A 21,188-nucleotide genomic window follows, 5' to 3' on the forward strand; every position below is an offset into this window, starting at 1 on the left:
GAACACATGGTCAATCTATTCCGGCCATTAGAGGTATCCTCCGGTTTCGAACAGATTCAGGAGTTGGCAGAGTTTATGGTTCGGTTCATAGCTTTCTATGTAATTGCTGATGCTGTACTCATTGTTTCCAGCGGTGCACTGAGAGGGGCCGGGGATACATTCTGGACTATGGTGATTTCTGTTTCCATGAATTTTATGTTCGCGTTAACGGCATTTTTGATGTTTAATGTTTTTGGTGCCTCTCCAAAGGTTGTCTGGATTATGATAATTACCCTGTTCATTATATTTGGACCATTGCTCTTTCTGCGTTTCAGGTCGGGTCACTGGAAGAAGAAACTGGTTTTTCTCAATCAGGTAGAGAGTGAAAGAGAAATAGGAGTGACAGCGGAAAGAGTGCAATGATTCTTTTTCTCCGGTTAAAATCAGGTAAATCATCTTAATCAGATTAATCATAGTTAAAGACATTTCTGATCATCTTACTCAACGGTCAAATGGCATCACGGTTGCATTATTTATCAGGTAAATCATCATAATCAGGTTAATCATAGTTTAAGACATTTCCTAAACATCTTAATCAGAGGTCTGGGATGACAAAAGAGACAACGGATGCCAATTTCAAGAATGATGTGATAGAGTCAGAAATTCCTGTGATAGTAGATTTCTGGGCTCCCTGGTGCGGGCCATGCAGGATGGTAAGTCCGATTATGGACAGAATAAGTGAAAAGATGGCAGGGAAGGTGAAGGTTTTCAAGATCAATGTTGATGAAAATCCGGTTACATCAAACGAGTACGGTATAACCGGAATTCCCACAGTAATAATATTTAAGGATGGGAAAATAGAGAGGGAGTTTGTAGGCGTGCAGCCTGAGGATGTTTATATTAGTGCCCTTGCCGCCTGAAAAACATTACACAAACGGTATCTCTTCGTGAAGGAAATACCATTGTTCGCAGGCTAACCTGACCATGTTTTCCAGATGATGGTACATCATATCGAGCATACCATCACGGTCAGGTGGAAGCTTGAACAGCTCAAGCTTATAGCTGTCATTGCCGTCTCTTATCATAAAAGCGGTAAAAAGATCCACAGTTGCATTAGTAAATGCCAGAAGCTTGTCAAGTCCCGAGCCACCGTATACTTTTTTCCCGAAAAGAAAAACCGGCTTTGAGTATGGTGTCTTCTCATCAAAAACCGAAACCAGCACCTCTTTGCGCCTGATTGCAGCCGCCATTTCAAGCGCTGCTGCTGTTCCGGGTTTGCCGATCTCTATGAATTTTATTGGCCCAAACAGCCCGCTTTCCTCCATGTGCCTTGACTGCTGCGCGGCCATTCTGGAAAACTGCTCTGTTGTAAAACGCAATGCGGCATTGAGCGGAACCTTGTAAGTAGAAAGAGATGGAACCAGAAACTCGACTGCTCCAAAATGCGCTATTGTCAGAAGAATCCCATTTCCACTCTCGATTGATTTACGCAGAATACCAGCGGCATCAGAGCAATCCACATGCTTTTTCAGAAATGAGTGGTAGAAGTCCGCTCCTCCGCACAACGGAAGGAGTTTTTCATAGTAGTGGAGTATAACATTGATCTTGATTTTCTCTACAAGCTCTGCGGTAAAAGGTATCTCCAGCTTGCGGAGATTCTCTGTTATTAATTCTACCTCACCGGGATTTTCAGAATACCAGCGTTTCCCCCTGTCCAATACTTCTCTTTTAAGCTCTTCGGGATTACTGCCGCTAATATTCCTGAGCAATTCAGGAGATTGTATGTACCTGCTAAGACTCATCAATGTGCCATTTCATTCAGGGACTTGGAAACTGAATCACTCAAAGAGAAAGACCTCAGGGTGTCACCATGCTGTTTGTCACTGTAAAAGGATTTCCACAGGTAATAAAAACCATCCATTAGTTCTTTTTCAGTGAAATTTTTTGGCTTGAAAACGATGTTGCCGTGGTTCCATCGCGAGTAATCCCTGTGAAGAATTCTGTTCTCAGCCTCACACTGTTTCCCGAAAGGTGTTCCCGGGAATGGTGTGATAATGTAGAATTCAGCAAGATCAATTTTACTTTCGTAGGCGAATCTGAGTATCTTGTCGAAAACCCCTGAATCCTGATTATCAAATCCAACACCGAAAGAGGCAAAGAAATGTATACCCGCATCTTCTATCATTCTGACAAGATCGATTCCTTTCTGCCACTCATCTTTTGTGCATTCCGGACTCAAAAGGCGGGATGATACTCTGTCGAATCCAAAGATCGTATAGATCGAACTGGCGCCGCCTTCCCTGAGCTTCCTGTAGAATTCCGGATCAGGCATCATCATCATCGTTGATGCAAGAAAGATGTTAACATTGAGATCTTTTGTCTGTTCCATCAGCTTCAGCAGGAAAATCGAGTACTTCTTTCCGGGCAGCATGATAGTGTCATCGGCGATGTAGAACTCCTTATAGGGCATCCCTTTTATATCTTCGATTATATTTTCAACAGGGCGTAAACGCACAGAAGTTCCCTCTTTTCCGGGAATAGGGCAACCTCCGCACTGCACCGGACATCCGCGGGTAGTCAACACAAGATGTGCATCCCACTTGTAAACATCACGGGGAAATATGTCCCGCTTGGGAACAGGGAATTGGTCAAGAGAATAGGGGATACTGTGGGTGTAGAACTTTTTAAGTGATCCTTTTGCGCAATCCTCCAGAATTTCATTCCACACCGGTTCAACTTCCCCGATACAGACTGAGTCGGCATGGGTAATTGCCTCATCTGGAAGAGCCGAAGGATGGATTCCTCCCAATATGACATTCTTTTTTCTCTTCCGGAATTCATCGGCGATTTCATAAGCGCGCTTTGCCTGGGGAGTAAAACAGCTTATGGCAACCAGATCGACATCCTCATCGTAATCTATTTCCTGGCGTATATTATCATCAGTTAAATTCAACTGGACTTCGGGAGGAGTAAGGGCAGCAATGATCGGGATCGCCAGTGAGGGAGGCATGGTATAATTGCCTACCAGGTATCTTTTCAGATGAGAATCAAGCTCATGATGACCTTCCAGAAACTTGCGGAAATGTGGATAAATACATCGTACTTTCAAATCACTGACCCGTTTTGCCATAAGAATCCTTGATGTCTTGTTTCAACCACTCTCAATAGCAGTGTTGTTGAGCACTGATGAGGTTATCTATAGATAGCATCTTAAAGGAGCAGATTTAAATAAAAATAGTATGGAGTACGGGAAATTGCGAGATTGTTGTTTTGAAAACCCGATTTTGGTTTGTTCTTGGACTCTATTGCACCGGTTCAGGAGTAGTGGCAGAGATTCTCCCGCAAGCGATTTTCTGACCGGCTGGCCCTGTCTGGAAATTGTCCGGCCCGGAGAAAATGATTATGGAACGACCCAGAACTGAGAAAGACGATCCCGGAACAACATCGAGACAGGGAACTTCAACCTCCACTTCTGCTTTGCCATCTCCATTGGCTGTTATGTTTGGAAGGATACCTGCCCGTTTCTGGCTTGGTGAGAGCCATGGCTGGCCATGGCTCTGTGCATTGCCTGGATCAAAATCGGTAAGGACACTGCCGGAGTCACAGGTTCCGTTCATGATATGCATGGCGTATGTACTCTCAGGAAGTAATCCCTCGATCTCTCCGGTGACTACAAGACCTCTCCCCTCAACCAGATTAAAGTAGAGTGTCCCCTTGATAGTGTTTGGAAGAAAACCGGTTATTTCTGCTCTTGCAAGTGCCTCATCAGGTGATGATCCCCCATTTCCGTCACGGCGCTGGAAGACAGTGCATTGAACTGCCAGTATCAAAGCTGTAAGCAGCATTACTCTGAAATGGTTCATAGTTTTCTCCCTGTAGAGAAGGCCTTTTTGATACAGAAATTAGAAATTGCAAATGGAGTGCCTGAGATTAATGCTCAGCCCTTGCCGGGGATAATAAAAACAGTCCATAATCGTAGTTGCTTTAGAATAAAAGGAACATTATATTAAGCACCTTACCTTGAAAAACAGGAGATACAGAGCAAATGAATACCTTGAAAACAACTGTTCTGCTGGGAGCTCTTACAGGCCTTCTGGTTGTCCTGGGTAATTACCTGGGAGGATCACATGGAGCAACAATGGCTCTTATTATTGCAGGAGTCATGAATTTTGGTTCCTGGTGGTTTTCCGATAAAATTGTGCTGGCAATGTACAGGGCAAAAGAGGTCTCGAAGGGTGATGCGCCGGTACTTTACAATGTCGTTGAGAGGCTGGCGGAACGCACCCGGATGCCAATGCCCAAAGTTTACATAATCAATAGTGAATCACCAAACGCTTTTGCAACTGGCCGCAACCCCAGTCACGCATCCGTGGCAGCGACTGTGGGGATCCTGCGCCTGCTGAGTGAGGATGAGCTGGAAGGGGTCATGGCTCACGAGCTTGCCCATGTTCAGAACCGGGATACTCTGACCAGCACTATTGCAGCCACAATAGCAGGTGCGATTACCTGGATTGCGCACATGGTGCAGTGGTCCGCAATGTGGGGCGGGATGCGCAGAGATGATAACGATCGCGGCGGAGCCCTGGGAGCGCTGGCTATGGCCATACTGGCGCCACTAGCCGCAATGCTGATCCAGATGGCAATCTCAAGATCCAGAGAGTATGCTGCAGATGAATCAGGGGCAAGGATCAGCGGGAAACCCCTCTCACTTGCAAACGCACTCTCCAAACTCCAGAGAGGCTCTCAGATGATTCCCATGGCCGGGGGAAGCCCCTCTACAGCCCACCTCTTTATAGTTAATCCGTTCCGTGGCGGGATAGCATCACTTTTCAGCACTCATCCGCCAATGGAAGAGAGAATTAAGAGGCTCCAGGCCCTTGCGAGGCAGATCTGAGCATTTCTGTGTGCCGGCCATTCCGGCACACTTGAGTTCCCTCATAAAAATTCCTTGAGACGAATGCAATTTTTTACTGCGAACCCGCCGATGTCATTGTTGAAATAGGCATAGACAGATAATTCCTTTTTTAATTGCTCCCGTATCCATTCCGCCCAGGAACTCAGGCGATCATCCGGATAGTCTCCTCCATATCGGGAATCGTGCCCGTGAAACCGGATGTAAACAGTATCAGCAGTGATGATTTTATCGGTGGCCAGACCAGACATATCATGAATACAGAAAGTATGTCCCCGCTCTCTTAACAGAGCGTAGGTTTCCTCTGAATACCAGGAGACATTACGGAACTCAAAGGCAAATGCCTGGTCTGATGGTAGCCGGGCTGTAAAATCATCGAGACGTTTTAGATCGCTCTTGAGATTGGGGGGGAGCTGGATAAGTATGATGCCTGTTTTCGGTTTTAAAGGTTCCATTGAAGAGAAAAACCATTCCAATTCCCGGTCACAATTTTTAAGTCTCCTGACATGTGAAACCAGACGTGACATCTTTACAGCGAATCGGAAATTTGCCGGTGAGCGGTTATACCAGCCAAGTGCTGTTTTTATTGTGGGGATCCGGTAAAAAGATGCATTGAGTTCTACAGTATCAAACCTGCTGCTGTAGTACTCGAACCAGCGTTTTTTGGGAACTGTATCCGGATAAAAGACTCCTTTCCAATGATCATAGGTCCATCCGGACGTGCCAAGATAGCAGGCCATGGAGATTAGTGGGGCAATTTGGGGACCACGAAATTTATGGGGAGGCTGAGTCCATAACTCCCCCACAGATGAAATCAGAAAAGAAGGAAAAAGGGTGGGTTTTTAGAACACTTCTGCCCCGGAAGAATCCAGAGCTGCTTTGTTTTTGGGGTTTCCCATGGCGTTCATAATCCACTTATACTCTTTATAGCCGCCTGGAAGCCCTGCACGGACACAGATCCTGTCCTGTGCTGCTGAGAAAACCTCCTGATACCGCATTCTTCTTTCCGGTTCCTCTATTTTGAAGGAATCAGAATACATCGTAGTCAATGAATCCAGAAGCGGGTTGCATGACAGCCAGATTTTTATCTTCTCTGCAGAGATGACAGAATCCCGGGGAGGAACGAAATTAACCGGCTTTGTTTCGCTCTGAACACTTAGAGTCTGGGGAGGAGTATCTGAAGAACTCTTCTTCTGCTTACATCCCGGAACTAACATAAGAACGACCAGGATGAGGGCTGCAGTAAAAGGCTTCATTCATCTCTCCTTTTGAGAACGGATGGTGCATATTAAAGAATTTTATTTAAATTTAATACTGGGAGTATCTGTATAACAATCATATCCTTTGATTTCGCAGCAGAACAATGGCAAAATTCACCCCTGGGGCTAATCTGTAATTGTTTCTGTTATGAAATGAATTTGGGAAACAGTTTTATGAGGCCAAAAAAACACCTTGGGCAGCACTTTCTGACCTCAACGAGGTATGCTGAAAGAATTGCTGAATCGGTTCCGGCCGGCTCCGGTGAAAATGTGCTGGAGATCGGGCCTGGACAGGGTGCACTGAGTGTTTACCTGAAAAAGCGTTTCCCGGATTTTCATCTGGTGGAAGTTGATCCTGAGGCGGTTGAGAGGCTCAGAGAGAAACTTGGTGAGGGCAGGCATGTCATTCATAATCAGGATATTATGGAATTCGATTACTCCACAGCCGGATTTCCGCTTCATGTTGTCGGAAATCTTCCATACTCAATCGCAGCGCTGATACTAAAGAAGACACTTTACTATGGAAATGATATTCTTTCCTGTACTTTCATGGTACAACGAGAAGTTGGTGAGAGGATCGCATCGGGACCACACAGTAAAACCAACGGGTTTCTGACAATTTTCTGTGCGTTTTTCGGAACCCCCAGGATCCTCTTTCATGTTCCACCCGGGGCTTTCTTCCCCAGACCTAATGTTGATTCAACTGTATTTCAGATAATAATCGATGAAGATCTTGAAACGAAACTTGAGAGAGACAAGTGGGAGACTTTCTTTGCATTCGTCAGCAGGGGATTTTCACAGCGAAGAAAGACCCTGGCCAAGGTTCTGGGAGATGGTCTGATATCAAAGCAGGATTACCGCCGGATTTTTGAGGAATCAGGAATAGATCCCCTGTCCCGTCCCGAGGACCTCGATGTTAATCTGTGGCTGAAACTGTTCAGGAAATCACTTTCATTAAAAAAGGAACCTGTCTGAGCATAAGGAACTGGTGCAGTTTTCATTTTCGCAAAAAACGATACCGGATTCCGGGTTTTCCGGCATTGTTTCTCTTTTTTGCCATCTCCTTTCCTGTATTGTCGCAAAGCAATTACTGGCCTCTCATGTTTGCTGTTCCGGAAAACGAACCACCACAAGAAGATTCTTCATATCTGAAGCTGTCGGATCAATTTTCATACTATGAGATACTCACAAACAGGAGCACAATAAATTTTCAGAGAACCGGCAACAATTCTCAATTAACACAACTCAGTGATTTCCTCTTTACTTACTATAATAGTAATACAAAAATCCAGTCCTACGATTTTTCAGGAAAGATGCTCTGGCCCGGATATCCTTTCCCGGCTGACAGCTTTGGAATCGAGTGGACACCAGTGGCTTCATACAAGATCAGGGAAAAAAGTAGTTCTTTTCATTCCATGGTTGATGTGGGGCCTGTGCTTAAAACCAATTTTAAAGGAATTCCCGTTGAGACAAGGGCTGGAATCGCGGCTTATGGATGGAATGATAATATAAGGGGGGGGCTGCTGGGTACTGACTGGGAAGGGTATGACAGTGATCCGGGATACTTCTGCGGGGTTAGTCTGGGAGATCCATCCCGGCCTGTAGGAAACCTTCCGCTCTTTATAAGTTTTCAGGGAATAGGTAAACAAATCAGGAACAACGGTTTGGGTTTGATAATGGGATCTGCTCTTTACAAAAACACTCTGCCCAGTGGCGATTCCATTTTCATCTATGCAGGAGATTCCCTGCTAAATGGCAAAGATGTCTACCTGCGTACTAATCTGGGAAGCGGGGTTTATCAGAGCTCGCCCTGGCGTATCCGACACTCTCTGACAGCCTCAGGTGGGCTAAGGGCAGCACCCAGGTTTGGTTTTGCACCGGCGATGTACTATCTCTACGGGCTTAACACCGTGGATTATCCCAAGGAGCCAAAATCTCTCAATAATCTTCTCAATACTTCCCATACCCTGAACTTTCAGCTTTCCAGCCTTGATCATTATTTCTTTGACTATATCGGAGGGATTGAGTTAACATGGGGAAATCTGGACAAGTTATACAAAGATGACAATTCCAGCGCTTTACTCAATGCCGAGGAACTTCCCACTCACATCAATGATTACCGATATGATAAAGCATTTACGGATCATGAACTCACAATCAGACTGCCGGAAAACCTGTCAATTAGCTATGAGCTTCATGCTTCCAAAGATTCTAAAAAGTATAAGGTTTTACAGACGATCCTGACAAAAGACGGGGATACAAGCAACCAGGATGAGAGTGACCTTATCAGGATTATGCACAGGGCCGCATTCAATGCAGACAGCCTCTCATATTTTTCCCTCAGTGCCTGGGGTGAATATGCCAGAACTTATTTGTACTATTTCAGAGAGATGAACAGCGGTAACAGTAAATCTAAAGATGAATACCGGGTGGGGATGGATGCCGCCTTTGAGAAGGGAAGTATCAGGTTCCATGAGCGGCTGTTTGCTGAATCTGAAATTACCGATTTTAAATTCAAGCATGTTCATAAGAATGATCCGCCCCCTCTTTCCAGGAAATTTTCATCAACTTTGTCAGGGTGCTGGAAAATAAACCAGAAACTGCTGACACAAATTTCATGGAATCAGATCTACTATGATAATGGCGAATGGTACGGTGCGGCATATTTCGATGCAGATTCAATCGAGAGAGTGGATTATTATGCTGTCAAGAAAAAGAATAATGATTACAGTGTCCTGGCCCTGCTCAGAATGAATCACAGTATTATTGATTTGACTTTGGCAAGCTCTTTCAGTAACATTTCTCAATATGTATATCAGCATAGTTATGACAGATATATTGCTGAAGACCTGAGAACCATTGAACCATTTCTGGAATTCAGGTTTCACAACGGCTGTTTCGCTGCGCAAGGGAAGATTGGAAGGATATTCAGCACTCTTGATGGAAAAAAATATAATTTGAGGAGAAACTGGGATATTTCCTTGAATGCAATGGTGGAGTTCAGATGAGAATTGCGATCCAGATTACCTTTTTAACGGTTGTCATAGCTGGATGCGGTATATTCACACCCAGAAATCAGTTTGAGGAGCCGTTGTTCATCATTGAAACTGACCGTTTCAGCTTCTCAAAGCTGCTTGAGAACTCAGGTGAGAACTTTACAAGCCTGCATCTTGATGAGGTTTTCTCTGAATCATTTACATATAAAGATATAAACTCCAGAGGTGGGCTGCCCTATGATAAAAATCAGATAAAGGACAAGCTCAGGCAGATTGAGAGTGAATACCCTGAGATCCGTATCGAATGGGTTGACAGCAGTTTTACCAGAAAGGGAGACAGTATCTTCCTTGAACAGACCGGATACACTGTTTTCCTTGACAAGAGCAGTACTGTACCTGATTTTACCGGTAGTTCCAATTTTGCACTGGCAAGAAGTACGGGGTGGCAGATCTGCAGATGGATCGACATGCCATCGGGTAACGAAAAATCATTTTTTGCACCACAGGAATAGAGAAGAAATGGGCAGGAAAGTTTTCCGGATACTTCTTTTTCCGTTTTTAATTGTGATTCCAAAATGCTTCAACCCTTTCTTCCCGGAAACTGGAAAGCCTACTATGGAATTGTATAACAGATCTAAACCTGACGGTGTCATAAGTCAGTTGGTGGAATCTTATGAATCCAGGAGAATTGATCTTTTTGAGCAACTTCTGTCTGAATCATTCCGTTTCTATGTTGCCCCTTCCTTTAACACCGGCAGCTCCGTATTTGTGACAAAGTACAATATAGAACGTGAAGCTCCTGATATTAATTTGCAATATATTGATAATTCAGAAAGTTATTTTTTCTGGACCAAAGAACCGGAAAAAGAAAGCCACACAAAACTCTTTAAAAATGCAGAGCAGATTAAATTTGCAATAGAACCGATAATAACAAGGAAGAGATTTATCACTGATGAAAATGGTGACACTGTCAATGTTGAACTGATGGTAGAAGGCAGTGAAATGGAGATAAGGGTAAAGAACAGTGATACTGATGTTGAATTGTATACTGTTTCCATTGAACAACAGGTGTTTTATCTGGAGAGGGACAAGGAGCGGCTCTGGGTAATCGGAAAGTGGTATGATCTAAGCACTGCGCCAAATCTTGATTGATGATCACTCTTTCCCGCTTCCCTCTGATGTGCTTATCCCCTTGAATTGCATCATCAGATTGCAGAGATGTTCTACCAGTATTTTACTTTTTCCGGGCAGAACAGCCTTTGTGCTCTGAAGCAGTATCATATCCTCTTCTTCAAACGTTCCCAGCACAAGAGAACTGATCAGGTAAACTGCTGTACCGGTGAAAATTGATACTACAAATCCGGGTATTCCGCTGTTCTGATTGATTATAAGCTCCATCACTGTTCCCATTATTACAGTGGACAGGGTGATTTTTGCAACCGAAACTACAGGGTATTTTAGACTCATCAGTCTGCTGGTGTAAATCAGCCCGCCAACCGATGCCAGTACGGTGATAATCCCGAAACAGACCGCCGCACCCACTGCTCCGTAAGCCTTTATCAGAAGAAGGTCCAGTGCTATGTTTATCAGTGCCAGAACAAAACCGTATTTGTAAATAAAAGCCTGTTTCTCGAAACCATAAAGGATAGCTGATGCGGGGTTTGAGAGGCTTGAGAATATTGAAGCTGCGAACATTATCTGAAGCACACGCTGTGCTCCGATAAATTCGTGGCCGTAAAGGTAATGGATAATCTGATATGCGAGTATCATACCCGCAGCTCCAACCGGAAATGAAAAGAAAGCAAGATATCTTGTCGAGAGGAAAAAAAGACGCCTCATCTTTTCCTTATCACCGGAACCGAAATATGACGACATGGTGGGAAAGAGGACACGCCAGAATGTGGTGGGGAGTATGGAAACAAAGCGCTGGGCTACATTGTAACCCAGATTGTAATACCCAATCTCGGCAGCAGAACAGAAACGCCCCAGGAAAAAGTTTTCGCTCTTATCCCAGATTATCTTGTCACAAATCAATATCGCGATGACACTCTTGTTATAGGTCTGTATTCTCTTTTTGATCTCTGATGAAAGACTGTCAGGTCCCTTTTCAAGTGCACCTTCACGTTTAAGAACTATGTAATAGAAGATTGCGTTGATGAAAGAAAAAACAAGCATCACCATGAGCAGGCCCTCTATCCCTTTGCCCATAATAAGAACGATGATTTTAGAGATAAAGGAAAGTGGTGTAAGGATGAGGTTGGAGTATGTGAAATACTCAAATTTCTGAATACCCTCTATTGCAGCCGAAAGAATTGCTGTCACCATTCCCGGCAGAAGGCCCAGGGCAGCAAGAAAAAACAGGAACGATTCCTCCGGAGAGAAGAAAAAATCGGCGATTTTTGAACGGAAAAACACAAGAACCACTGTGGTGATTACAGTAATGACAATCTCGATTTTTAGGACATAGTAAATTATAGGTCGAAGGTTCTTTGTCTCGCCCCGCCCGTCGTACTCGGCTACAAACTTTGTAATAGCATGAATAAGCCCCATCCCCAGCACCCACGTCATGGTACCGGAAATCCAGAGCACAAGATTGAAGATACCGTAATTTACAGGCCCGAGCTGACGGGCTATCCAGATGGAGATGATCCATGATGTAAACATCATGAATACAGTGTTAAACAGTATAAAAAAAGAGTTTTTTATGAGCTTTGAACCATGTCCCATCTATCTGTCCCTTAATGCCTTTTCGTAAATTCTTTCCAGAGATTCGCAAATTGTGGAGGTGTTAAAATGGCTCTGGACTCTTTTTCTGGTAGTGTCACCCAGTTCTTTTGCCATTTCCTTGTTATCCAGTATCTTTTTGAGCACTTCAGACAGATCTCTTCTGCTGCCTGACTTTACAAGTAAACCACTCTTCCCATGCTGGATCATCTCCGGATACCCTCCGCAGTCAGAAGCCACAACCGTTAACCCGCAAGCCATAGCCTCAAGTGCAGCATATGGAAAATTCTCCCATAATGAAGGGAAGATTGCAACCGATGATGCAAGAAGATGGCCCTTTACATCGGAAAGTGGCAGCCCCTCTATCCATTCTACTCTGCCGTTAAGCGGCGCACTGTTGATCCGCTTTCCGATCAGTTCTCCGTAAGATGTGCCGTCTTTCATTGTCCCGTATGCTCTGCCTATTATTTTCAAAGCAGGAAGAGAACTGCGGCTTTTGCAGAGCTCTTCATAAGCATCCAGAAGTATATGAACACCCTTCCTCATCTCAACTCTGCCGGTATAGATCCACCCTCCGCCACTTGTTTTGTCATACTGATCTGCTGGGAGAGAGTTTGGAATAACTTCTATGTCCCGCAGTTTCCAGCGTTTCTTCATAATATTAGCAAGCGCACACGAAGGACTGGTTACCAGTTGAGCTTTGCGGGTTGAGTGTTTTTCCATCAGCGTAAGCAGTATCGGATCACCCGGGGCTTCTTTGATCTGATCAAACTCACTGATCAGCTGCCAGGGGGTGTGGAGTCTTGTTACCAACACTCCTTTTTGCCCTCTTATGTGGAATCCCTCGGCTCCGCATTCGGGATGCTCGATGATATCAAAACTATGACCATTTCCCTGAAGCTTCTGAAGGGCTTTTGCAACTGATTCTGCCCATGCAAGGCGTTCAAGAGAGTGGGGTATCATTTTATAGCATAATTTCCGGAATGGAAAGAATGCTTTTCCACGGGGGAGATTAAAATCCAGGAGAGGAATACGATGCACAATGACTTCATTTGCAAGAGTGCGGGAGTACTCTCCGGTGATGCTCCTTGACATTACATGAACAGTGTGACCCCTGGCTGTCATTCCCTCGGCAGTGTGTTTTGTGTAAGTGCCTATGCCGCCAAATCCGGTCTGAGGAGGATATTCATTTGAAATGTAAAGTATCTGCATCCTTCTTATCGTCTCGCTTTTCTTAGGCCTTTTTTTCTATCAATCAAAGATTGATAGAAATCGATGGTTTCGGCGGCTATTTTTTCAGGTGAGCAGATACTTTTTATCTCCTTATACGCTCTTTCCGCCATCTCTCTGCTCTGTTGCGGGTTTTCCATAAATGATTTCACACACCCCAGAAGTTCATCGATACTGTCAGGAGAGAAAAGCAGGCCGGTATCCTTGTGCCGGATTATCTCCCGGACACCACCTGAATCGGATGCGATTACAGGAAGTCTCGCCGAGATCGCTTCGAAGAGCCCATAGGGCGCATTCTCGAAAAGTGAAGGGAACAGAAAACATGAGGAACGGCAGTAAAGAGCACTGAGTTTTTTTATTGGGAGTGGTCCCAGAAACCACACCCTCTTGCGCTCTGAATCCCTGAGAGTTCTCTCAATGGCCTGTCTGTAACTGTACGCATCACCAAGCTCTGTTTCCCCGGCAAATGTCACATTGATTCGGTTATCGATCCGGAGAATTTTATTCAAACTTCTTAACAGAAGTTCGGCGCCTTTTCTGAATTCCAGACGCCCGGCAAAGAGGAAATCAAAACGGTCGGTTCTATGTGATTTTTCGATACGGTCGAAAATTTCCGTTGATACGGGATTGCGGATGATCCTTATCTGATTTGAGGGTATTTCAAAGTCCCTGCTGATTACCTGTGCCAATGCCTCACTGGGACATCTGTACCCATCTGCCTTTGTAAAAGCTTCCCTTTCGAAACGGTGCCATTTTATCCGCTCTTCGGTAATTATCATATTATTAAGCTTGTCAACCACCTCCGACGGAGTATGAAAATTAATGACAACCGGGAAAGGAAGAGAGCCTCTGCATTGGCAGGAAAGTCCGCTGTAGTCGGGAAATTCCGCTATATCCAGGCCGAATCTTTTGTGGATCGAAAGCAGGGTGTTCTTTATATGTCTCGACTGCCCCTGTTCCCAGACTATTTTGCCGGTTCTGAATCTGTCTGTAATACGTCTCAGACCGGGTGCAGGAATAAATCCGAAATAACACAGACGCACTGAGTCAAGCAATGGATCTGTAGCTGTGCTTTCTCTGACAAGTACATAAACTGTGTGCCCCATCGAAGCCAGAGTGTTTGCCATCAGATATGTGTATGTGGCGATACCTCCATGACCTGCTTGCGATGGAGAGGGGTATTCCGAATTTACAAGCGCGATGCGCATCTTTGATTGACTCCAGAGGTATTCATCCCGGATGAAACCGAAGGATAATATAACAACAGACACTCTGATAAGATATCATGACCTGGAGGCCAGAATAATATATTCTATAATTACTTATCCTGAGAGTCGAGTGTACGAGGGTACGACATTACGACATTATGACGCTACGACAAACATGACACTACGACAATATGACACTACTGGGTACGACAATAGGAGTATACGGTACCGATACCAATACCAACCTCAAATTTCGCAAGTTGGGTAAGTTAATCTGGCTTTAATTTTACTGGTGGAGAATGTATTCCGGATTTCCATTTCGTTTCTGTGCTTGTAATCGTAAATAAGTAAAACCGCAGGGTGGACTGATACGTTCACAGTAATGTCGTTCTGTCGTACGCTCGTGTTGTCGTACTTTCAGAGTCTGACCTTTATTCCTCGAGATCTCAGGTATTCCTTTATCTGCCTGATACTGTACTCTCCATAGTGCAGTATCGATGCTATGAGTGCAGCGTCAGCATGACCCTCGGTGAGCACTTCGTAAATGTGTTCCGGTCTGCCGCCTCCACCAGAAGCTATGACAGGTATGGACACAGCATCAGCTATCATTCTGGTAAGTTTTATTTCATAGCCCTGTTTTGTCCCATCTGCATCGATTGAATTGACAACCAGTTCTCCTGCGCCCCGCCTCTGGCCCTCCACTGCCCACTTAACAGCATCTAAACCGGTTCTGTAACGGCCCCCGTGGGTCACAATCTCATATCCGGAGGGGATCTGCGCAGTAACAGGTACTGCCAATACATCCATTGAGAGCACCACTGCCTGAGCACCCAGGGCAACAGATGCCTCATTGATCAGGTCTGGATTGGCTACAGCAGATGTATTCACATTGATCTTCTCTGCCCCGGCCAGACGCACCTTTGTGCAGTCCTCCACAGTCCTCAGGCCTCCTCCTACTGAAAACGGGATAAAGATGCAGGATGCAACCCTGTCTACTACATCTATCATGATATCCCGGTTGTCGCTGGAGGCAGTGATATCATAAAACACCAGTTCATCGATACCCTCTTCATAGTACTTCTGGGCAGTTGCGACCGGATCACCTATATCCTGAGTGTTTACAAACTTAATACTCTTCGCAAGCTTGCCCCCCCGGACATCAAGGCAGGAGATCACTCTTTTACTTAACATGGTGAACCATCCCAGGATGAAAATGATTTGAGAATCTCCAACCCTGCGGGACCGCTTTTTTCCGGATGGAACTGAGTGGCGATCAGATTCCTGGTGCCGATAACAACCGGAAACTCTGTCCCGTACTCACAGAGCGCAATGATTGTACTTTTATCCGCTGGCTGAGGGTAATAGGAGTGTACGAAATAGAACTCATCCTGCGGTTTTACATTTCTAAATACCGGATGATCTCTTAAGATCCTGATTGAATCCCATCCCATGTGGGGAATTTTCAATGATTTGTCTTTGAGGTCGAACCGGGGACAGTTCCCTTCAATAAGTCCGATACACTCTGTATCACCCTCATCGGAGTGTCCCAGAATAATCTGAGTTCCAAGACAGATTCCCAGCAGAGGGATTCCTGAGAGAAACGCATTTTTCAGAGCAGTGTCCAATCCGCGTTCTATGAGTGTTTTCATGGCCGAAGAGGCATGACCCACCCCTGGAAAAATGATGCGTTCAGCGGTAAGGAGTTCCTTCGGATCGGCGGTTATTTGGGATTTGATACCGGAATAATCGAGAGCTCTTTTTACTGAGGTAAGATTTCCTGCCCCGTAGTCAACAATAGATATCATAGTGTCCTTATGGATAATAGTGAGAAGAAAAATAAATTTTGGTGGTTGGGGGAAAGAATACGAACCTGGGGGAATACTATATCTCAGATATGAAAAAGTGAATTAATCCGCTAAATCACAGATTCGACTCCGGGGTGAAAGAGTGACTTAAGTTTAAAGTCTGAGAACCATAATCACGGTAATTCTTTAATCAGGTAAATCAGGGTCAATTGTACTACCGATGTGAAACCTTTTATTTTTACCCTTTATTGTTACTTATTCAAATACTCTCCGCTTCCGGGAAAAGACGAGCAGATGAAACAATATCGATACTACCTCTTTGATGCAGACGGGACACTCTTTGATACCACGGGTATGATCTGCAGTTGTTTTAAACACACAGCGGAATTCCTGGGAAGTGCCCCTCTCTCCGACACGCAGATTATCTCCAATATCGGTTTGACACTTCGGGACCAGATGGAGATTTATTTCGGCAAAATGACAGACCAGAAATTTGAATTTCTCAGGAAATATCATATGGAATACCAGCTCTCAATTTACAAACAGTATCTGAGGCTTTTCCCCGGGGTTGGAGAGGGGTTAAAAGAACTGAAGGAAAGGGGAAAAAGATGCGCGGTTGTCACATCGAGAATGAAAAACACCCTGGAACTCTATCTCTCTGAAACAGGGATACTTCACTTTTTCGAGTATCTCATTACCCCCGAGGACACATCGAGACACAAACCTCAACCCGATCCGGCAGTAAAAGCACTGGAACTTCTGGGGGGCAGGCCGGAGGAAGCTCTCTTTGTTGGTGATTCTATATATGATATCGAGTGTGGTAAAAACGCCGGGACCGATACTGCTTTTGTTAAGTGGAGTCTGACAGAAATCTCGGATCTGACCATAAAACCGACTCACATTATCAGTGATATGAGGGACCTATGCCTGATATCGTGAAAAAGCTCTTCAAACCAGTATCAGTTCTTTTTATTCCATTGATTTTTTCCTGCGGCATTCTGCCTTTTGGTGCTGAAAAGGATGATATTCCGGAACAGTATCGATTTGCTGCCTGGGTATTAAGGAATTATTTCATTTTCCAGGAGAGACTGCCAACTGACCTGTATGGTTTCTCTTCTCCGGAGGAACTTTATCTTTTCGTAAATGAACCATACACCAGATTTTATTCAACAGAATTGGCTGAGAGACTCAGGAATTTGATAAATTCCGAAAGTGAGGTGGCGGGAATAGGTCTACTCATGGATTCGGTTTACAATGGTTATGTTATAAAAGATGTCTTTCCCGATGCTCCGGGAGAAAGAGCCGGACTGCTTAGACGGGATACTGTTATTGAAGTCAGCGGGCAGAGTACAGTCGGAATGACCTGGTATAGTGTTCAGAATCTCATCAGCGGTGATATCGGTGCAGAGGTAACTCTTGGGATTAAACGCGGGGATACCATTATTAATAAAGATATCATTTTAGATTTTTTCAAAAGCCCTACAGTATTTGTAGATACCATTGATTCAGCAATAGCATTCATGCACCTGAGCATGTTTATAAGTGAATCCAATACACCGGGAGGATCGGCGCAGGAGTTTAAAAATGCACTTCGTGCCACTGAGTGGGCTCAGTACACCATTCTTGACCTCAGGGGAAATCCCGGAGGTCTGGTAGATCAGTGTCTTGAGATTGCCGGAGAGATGGTTTTGACTAATTCTCCGGTGATAAGATCGCAGGAGCGTAAAATGGATGACAGGTATAATTCTTATGCAGTTGATACAGTCTATTCAACCAGTGGTGGTGGCTCAGCAGCAAACAGGCATTTAATAATCCTTGCTGACAGCCTCTCTGCCAGTGCATCGGAGATATTAATCTCCTGTATCAAGGTAAACCGCCCGGAGGTTATACTTATTGGAGATACCACATACGGTAAAGCCAGAATGCAGGTCTGGGTTGACGGTCCTGACCGTGTAATTGCGATAGTCACAAGCGGTCTTCTGTCACCATCTCTTAACGGAATTCCTTATGATACGGTCGGGATTCCTCCCGATATCCCGGTCGAACCTGGTCAGGATGCCTTTGATGTGGCGTTGACAGTTATAAACGGTACTCTGGCAAAGTCAAAACGAATGGGTAAACCCGGCAGGTATTATACAGACGGGAAAAAACCCGTCTCTGTTCCTCTTTGTATATTACAAAAATAGTGTTCTTAAACAGGTACAACCGACCTATATCAATTCGGAATTTGTGGCGGACAGAATGATTAAACTGGAATCTGTGACAAAGAGATACGGGAAACTTACCGCGCTTGAAAATGTTTCTCTGGATGTCAGTAAAGGAGAATACCTGGCACTGTTAGGGCCAAACGGTGCCGGAAAAACCACGATCATAAGAATTCTTCTGGATTTCACCAGACCCGATTCCGGAAGAGCATTTATAAAGAAAATCAGTTGCCGTCTGCCGGAGGCCAGACAGGGTGTGGGGTATCTGCCTGAAAATATCAGAATCCCTCTTTACCTGAGCGGAAGGGATTTTCTCAGAAGACAGGCTTACCTGTGTTCTTTACATGGGAAAGCTGCTGAGAGCGCAATCGACCGGGCGCTTGAGCTGACCGGTATGAGAGTGCACCAGAAAAATCGTGCCGGCACCTATTCCAAGGGAATGATACAGAGAATCGGTCTCAGTGCTACGCTTCTCTGTTCTCCGGACCTTCTTATACTCGATGAACCTGTCAATGGTCTCGATCCCATTGGAATAAGAGAGTTCAGGGTAATACTGGAAGACCTGAAAAGCCAGAAAATGACTCTGCTTCTGAACTCACATATACTTTCGGAAGTAGAGAGACTGTGCAGCTCAGCAATGATCCTTAACCACGGGAAAGTTCTTGCCAGCGGGTCCATTTCCAGCCTTGTCAGAGACGGTGAAACTCTGGAGGATGTCTTTGTGAGGCTGGTCAAGTAAAGTTTGACAGGCATTTTACTGATCTTTTTGGTCGGTATCGACATCGGTATCGGTATCGAATACTGTGCACTACCTGATCTATCCACCAGATACTACATAATCCCTGGCTTTACTTTACAACTATTCTGATTCCGATACCAATACAGGGTTAAACTGTGCTACCTGATAAATCTCTCACAGTATCGAAGACACCCAGGCTCCAATTGCTACTATATAAAAGACCCCGTCGGCAAGCAGATTGAACAGGGCCGGACGGCTGTGGCGGATACGGGGATTCCACCTGATAAAAGATGAGGCGTAGAAAAGCGTTGGGATCTGAAGAAAAAACCTGATGGTATTCTGGTGTCTGTAAGTGCTGGGACCGATAAACGCCGGAAAGACCAGCAGGGAGACAAGACAGCACCAGATCATAAGGTGGATTGTTTTGCGTGCCCTCTTCTCTCCGAAAATAGTTATCAGAGTTTCTCTTCCCATAATCCTGTCTCCCTCGATATCTCTCAGGTCAAAGATCAGAGAACGGAAAAAACCCAGTATGAAAATCCAGATAAAGGTGGCAATAGATACTGGCCGCAATTGGATGTTTCCATTCAATACCTGTGGGATGAAAGTCAAAACCGTTGCCCAGGCAATGGCCACAAAAATATCCCTGGAGGTAGGAATATCTTTGAGTTTTTTATAATGCAGTATACTCCTGAACTTTGCAGGCACAATTGTCAAGTGGTAAACCGAACCGGCAAAGCAGGCGAAAAACATCAGATAAAACAGAATCGGACTGATAAGAAGACTCATAACCAGAAGAGAAAGGATGCTTATCCCTGAGAGCAGCAGGAGAGATTTTTTGTGCAGTTGATAAAAGTTGTATCTTGAGAGTCCATGATGCTGGGTTGACTCTATGCTTGCAAGGCTGTTCCAGAGATACATCGATAAAAAGTAAAGAAAAGACAGTACTGCTCCGGGGAGGCTGAAAGAGATTCCCTGCAGTGTGCATGAGGCGTAGTACACAGCAACCGCACCAAATGCTACAAAGATATTCATGTTGGCAATAACATCGAGAGAATTCCAGATCATGTTGTGGATATTGTGCTTTCTGGTTCGGTCCATAAGCTGCAGGTAATCCGTAACCTGTTTTATCATCCAGTTCGGCGTTGATGCTCCTGCTGCAACACCCACTATCTCACAATCCTGAATTGCCTCCCAGTTTATCTCCTCCTCGTTTTCCACCAGTTGAGTCGGTGTTCCGCAGGAGCTAGCTATTTTTGCCAGTCTCTGGGTGTTTGCGCTGTTTTTTCCCCCGACCACTATCATTGCGTCAACATGGCCGGCCAGGTCGGCCACTTCAGCCTGTCTCTGGTCTGTGGCTGCGCAGATTGTCTTCTTTATGACAACTTCAGATGCAGGAAATCTATCTTTTATACCCGATGCGATTCTGTCAAAGAGTGATCGGTCAAATGTTGTTTGTGAAACAAGACAGATTTTTTCACTTTCGGGAATCCTTTCTATGTCTTCAACACTCTGGATCAGAAACCCTGCATCTCCGGCATAACCTGATAACCCGATTACCTCCGCATGACCTTTATCACCGGTGATCACAATTAGGAAGCCCAGTTCACGAAACCTGGAGATCACCTTGTGTACTGTTTTTACTTTTGGACATGTTCCATCGATTATTGTATGTCCGACTTTTTCATACCTGGACTGGATTTCCGGGGGAACCCCGTGAGCCCTGATCAGGAGTTTTGACTTTTCCCCTGGTTCCTGATTCTCCTCCAGTGCAGTTACTCCGCGCTGGCGCAGCATCTCAATCGTCTGGGAATTGTGGATCAGTGGGCCTAAAGTCTTTATCTCTTTGGATGATCCTGATGAATTCTCCAGAGCAAGATCAACAGCTCTTTTAACTCCCATGCAGAACCCTGCAGTTTTCGCAACTATTATCTTCATCTATCTGTCTTCTTCTCCGGAGTAGTCCGATTCTAAACAGAAATTACTAATTTGTTAAAAATAAAACAGGAATCATGAAAGTAATCTTCTAATCTAATCTAATATTCAAATTCAGAACTCAACCAAGGTAATTCCTTAAAGGCTTCTTCTTCCAAATTTCAATACATCCTTTAATCAAGAAAATCATGGTTTAA

Annotated in this window: 21 protein-coding genes; 10 read left to right on the forward strand and 11 right to left on the reverse strand. The window is 44.7% G+C overall.

Annotation, left to right across the window (positions count from 1 at the left end):
- Both GX089_11625 and trxA read left to right on the forward strand, forming a co-directional pair.
- The coding region (locus tag GX089_11625; protein ID NLP03137.1) for a hypothetical protein at positions 1-402 on the forward strand (402 nt) is incomplete at its 5' end.
- Between the two features lie 185 nt (positions 403-587).
- Entirely contained in the window at positions 588-899 is a 312-nt protein-coding gene (gene trxA / locus GX089_11630; protein ID NLP03138.1) for a thioredoxin, read from the forward strand.
- 6 nt (positions 900-905) lie between these two features.
- Here the strand turns inward: trxA and GX089_11635 are convergent, their stop codons facing one another.
- The 3 genes from GX089_11635 to GX089_11645 all read right to left on the reverse strand — a co-directional run bounded on the left by GX089_11635 (position 906) and on the right by GX089_11645 (position 3,842).
- Positions 906-1,781, reverse strand: coding sequence for a hypothetical protein (locus GX089_11635; protein ID NLP03139.1), 876 nt, complete (start codon positions 1,779-1,781; stop codon positions 906-908).
- The gene (locus GX089_11640) at positions 1,781-3,109 is read right to left on the reverse strand and encodes a hypothetical protein (GenBank protein ID NLP03140.1); all 1,329 of its coding nucleotides are present in this window, start codon (positions 3,107-3,109) and stop codon (positions 1,781-1,783) included. Before GX089_11640 ends, GX089_11635 begins: the two co-directional genes overlap by 1 nt.
- Positions 3,110-3,281: 172 nt before the next feature.
- Positions 3,282-3,842, reverse strand: a complete 561-nt coding sequence (locus tag GX089_11645) for a superoxide dismutase family protein (protein ID NLP03141.1) — start codon at positions 3,840-3,842, stop codon at positions 3,282-3,284.
- A gap of 182 nt (positions 3,843-4,024) precedes the next feature.
- On the opposite strand from GX089_11645, the gene htpX reads away from it, so the two are divergent.
- Complete coding sequence (gene htpX, locus GX089_11650; protein ID NLP03142.1) at positions 4,025-4,873, forward strand: zinc metalloprotease HtpX; 849 nt, start codon at positions 4,025-4,027, stop codon at positions 4,871-4,873.
- A gap of 41 nt (positions 4,874-4,914) precedes the next feature.
- On the opposite strand, the gene GX089_11655 is transcribed toward htpX, so the two are convergent.
- Positions 4,915-5,631, reverse strand: a complete 717-nt coding sequence (locus GX089_11655) for a DUF72 domain-containing protein (protein NLP03143.1) — start codon at positions 5,629-5,631, stop codon at positions 4,915-4,917.
- A gap of 102 nt (positions 5,632-5,733) precedes the next feature.
- Positions 5,734-6,147 (reverse strand): hypothetical protein, encoded by a 414-nt coding sequence (locus tag GX089_11660; GenBank protein ID NLP03144.1) that lies wholly within the window; start codon positions 6,145-6,147, stop codon positions 5,734-5,736.
- Between the two features lie 177 nt (positions 6,148-6,324).
- On the opposite strand from GX089_11660, the gene rsmA reads away from it, so the two are divergent.
- The 4 genes from rsmA to GX089_11680 are packed head-to-tail and all read left to right on the forward strand — an operon-like array spanning position 6,325 to position 10,298.
- On the forward strand, positions 6,325-7,125 hold the full coding sequence (gene rsmA / locus GX089_11665) for a ribosomal RNA small subunit methyltransferase A (GenBank protein ID NLP03145.1): 801 nt from the start codon (positions 6,325-6,327) through the stop codon (positions 7,123-7,125).
- A complete protein-coding gene (locus GX089_11670; protein NLP03146.1) occupies positions 7,074-9,158 on the forward strand; it encodes a hypothetical protein in 2,085 nt (694 codons plus the stop codon). The genes rsmA and GX089_11670 overlap by 52 nt, the downstream gene beginning before the upstream one ends.
- The gene (locus tag GX089_11675) at positions 9,155-9,658 is read left to right on the forward strand and encodes a hypothetical protein (GenBank protein NLP03147.1); all 504 of its coding nucleotides are present in this window, start codon (positions 9,155-9,157) and stop codon (positions 9,656-9,658) included. Before GX089_11670 ends, GX089_11675 begins: the two co-directional genes overlap by 4 nt.
- A 7-nt stretch (positions 9,659-9,665) precedes the next feature.
- Complete coding sequence (locus GX089_11680; protein NLP03148.1) at positions 9,666-10,298, forward strand: hypothetical protein; 633 nt, start codon at positions 9,666-9,668, stop codon at positions 10,296-10,298.
- A 3-nt stretch (positions 10,299-10,301) separates the two neighbouring features.
- Here GX089_11680 and GX089_11685 read toward each other — a convergent pair whose 3' ends face one another.
- The 5 genes from GX089_11685 to hisH all read right to left on the reverse strand — a co-directional run bounded on the left by GX089_11685 (position 10,302) and on the right by hisH (position 16,113).
- Positions 10,302-11,873: a flippase gene (locus GX089_11685; GenBank protein ID NLP03149.1), complete on the reverse strand. Its 1,572-nt coding sequence runs from the start codon at positions 11,871-11,873 to the stop codon at positions 10,302-10,304.
- A complete protein-coding gene (locus GX089_11690; protein ID NLP03150.1) occupies positions 11,874-13,082 on the reverse strand; it encodes a glycosyltransferase family 4 protein in 1,209 nt (402 codons plus the stop codon). It abuts the gene before it with no gap.
- A gap of 5 nt (positions 13,083-13,087) precedes the next feature.
- Positions 13,088-14,308: a glycosyltransferase family 4 protein gene (locus GX089_11695; protein NLP03151.1), complete on the reverse strand. Its 1,221-nt coding sequence runs from the start codon at positions 14,306-14,308 to the stop codon at positions 13,088-13,090.
- Positions 14,309-14,725: 417 nt separating this feature from the next.
- On the reverse strand, positions 14,726-15,499 hold the full coding sequence (hisF, locus tag GX089_11700; protein ID NLP03152.1) for an imidazole glycerol phosphate synthase subunit HisF: 774 nt from the start codon (positions 15,497-15,499) through the stop codon (positions 14,726-14,728).
- Positions 15,493-16,113 (reverse strand): imidazole glycerol phosphate synthase subunit HisH, encoded by a 621-nt coding sequence (hisH, locus tag GX089_11705; GenBank protein ID NLP03153.1) that lies wholly within the window; start codon positions 16,111-16,113, stop codon positions 15,493-15,495. The genes hisF and hisH overlap by 7 nt, the downstream gene beginning before the upstream one ends.
- 294 nt (positions 16,114-16,407) lie before the next feature.
- On the opposite strand from hisH, the gene GX089_11710 reads away from it, so the two are divergent.
- The 3 genes from GX089_11710 to GX089_11720 are packed head-to-tail and all read left to right on the forward strand — an operon-like array spanning position 16,408 to position 19,056.
- Positions 16,408-17,052, forward strand: coding sequence for an HAD-IA family hydrolase (locus GX089_11710; protein ID NLP03154.1), 645 nt, complete (start codon positions 16,408-16,410; stop codon positions 17,050-17,052).
- Entirely contained in the window at positions 17,037-18,299 is a 1,263-nt protein-coding gene (locus GX089_11715; protein NLP03155.1) for a hypothetical protein, read from the forward strand. Before GX089_11710 ends, GX089_11715 begins: the two co-directional genes overlap by 16 nt.
- Before the next feature lie 55 nt (positions 18,300-18,354).
- Positions 18,355-19,056: an ABC transporter ATP-binding protein gene (locus tag GX089_11720; protein ID NLP03156.1), complete on the forward strand. Its 702-nt coding sequence runs from the start codon at positions 18,355-18,357 to the stop codon at positions 19,054-19,056.
- 174 nt (positions 19,057-19,230) lie between these two features.
- On the opposite strand, the gene ispH is transcribed toward GX089_11720, so the two are convergent.
- On the reverse strand, positions 19,231-20,994 hold the full coding sequence (ispH, locus tag GX089_11725; GenBank protein ID NLP03157.1) for a 4-hydroxy-3-methylbut-2-enyl diphosphate reductase: 1,764 nt from the start codon (positions 20,992-20,994) through the stop codon (positions 19,231-19,233).
- Positions 20,995-21,188: the final 194 nt, after the last annotated feature.

Origin of the sequence: Fibrobacter sp. (genome assembly GCA_012523595.1) — a bacterium.
In the GTDB taxonomy this organism is placed as follows: Bacteria; Fibrobacterota; Chitinivibrionia; order Chitinivibrionales; family Chitinispirillaceae; genus JAAYIG01.

Bases quoted from the DNA above. Each gene is read 5' to 3' on its own strand.
- rsmA (NLP03145.1), top strand. From the start codon at position 6,325: ATGAGGCCAAAAAAACACCTTGGGCAGCACTTTCTGACCTCAACGAGG.
- hisF (NLP03152.1), bottom strand. From the start codon at position 15,499: ATGTTAAGTAAAAGAGTGATCTCCTGCCTTGATGTCCGGGGGGGCAAG.
- GX089_11695 (NLP03151.1), bottom strand. From the start codon at position 14,308: ATGCGCATCGCGCTTGTAAATTCGGAATACCCCTCTCCATCGCAAGCA.
- GX089_11675 (NLP03147.1), top strand. From the start codon at position 9,155: ATGAGAATTGCGATCCAGATTACCTTTTTAACGGTTGTCATAGCTGGA.
- GX089_11655 (NLP03143.1), bottom strand. From the start codon at position 5,631: ATGGCCTGCTATCTTGGCACGTCCGGATGGACCTATGATCATTGGAAA.
- GX089_11680 (NLP03148.1), top strand. From the start codon at position 9,666: ATGGGCAGGAAAGTTTTCCGGATACTTCTTTTTCCGTTTTTAATTGTG.
- GX089_11720 (NLP03156.1), top strand. From the start codon at position 18,355: ATGATTAAACTGGAATCTGTGACAAAGAGATACGGGAAACTTACCGCG.
- hisH (NLP03153.1), bottom strand. From the start codon at position 16,113: ATGATATCTATTGTTGACTACGGGGCAGGAAATCTTACCTCAGTAAAA.
- GX089_11635 (NLP03139.1), bottom strand. From the start codon at position 1,781: ATGAGTCTTAGCAGGTACATACAATCTCCTGAATTGCTCAGGAATATT.
- GX089_11710 (NLP03154.1), top strand. From the start codon at position 16,408: ATGAAACAATATCGATACTACCTCTTTGATGCAGACGGGACACTCTTT.
- htpX (NLP03142.1), top strand. From the start codon at position 4,025: ATGAATACCTTGAAAACAACTGTTCTGCTGGGAGCTCTTACAGGCCTT.
- trxA (NLP03138.1), top strand. From the start codon at position 588: ATGACAAAAGAGACAACGGATGCCAATTTCAAGAATGATGTGATAGAG.
- GX089_11690 (NLP03150.1), bottom strand. From the start codon at position 13,082: ATGCAGATACTTTACATTTCAAATGAATATCCTCCTCAGACCGGATTT.
- GX089_11660 (NLP03144.1), bottom strand. From the start codon at position 6,147: ATGAAGCCTTTTACTGCAGCCCTCATCCTGGTCGTTCTTATGTTAGTT.
- GX089_11715 (NLP03155.1), top strand. From the start codon at position 17,037: ATGCCTGATATCGTGAAAAAGCTCTTCAAACCAGTATCAGTTCTTTTT.
- GX089_11645 (NLP03141.1), bottom strand. From the start codon at position 3,842: ATGAACCATTTCAGAGTAATGCTGCTTACAGCTTTGATACTGGCAGTT.
- GX089_11685 (NLP03149.1), bottom strand. From the start codon at position 11,873: ATGGGACATGGTTCAAAGCTCATAAAAAACTCTTTTTTTATACTGTTT.
- ispH (NLP03157.1), bottom strand. From the start codon at position 20,994: ATGAAGATAATAGTTGCGAAAACTGCAGGGTTCTGCATGGGAGTTAAA.
- GX089_11640 (NLP03140.1), bottom strand. From the start codon at position 3,109: ATGGCAAAACGGGTCAGTGATTTGAAAGTACGATGTATTTATCCACAT.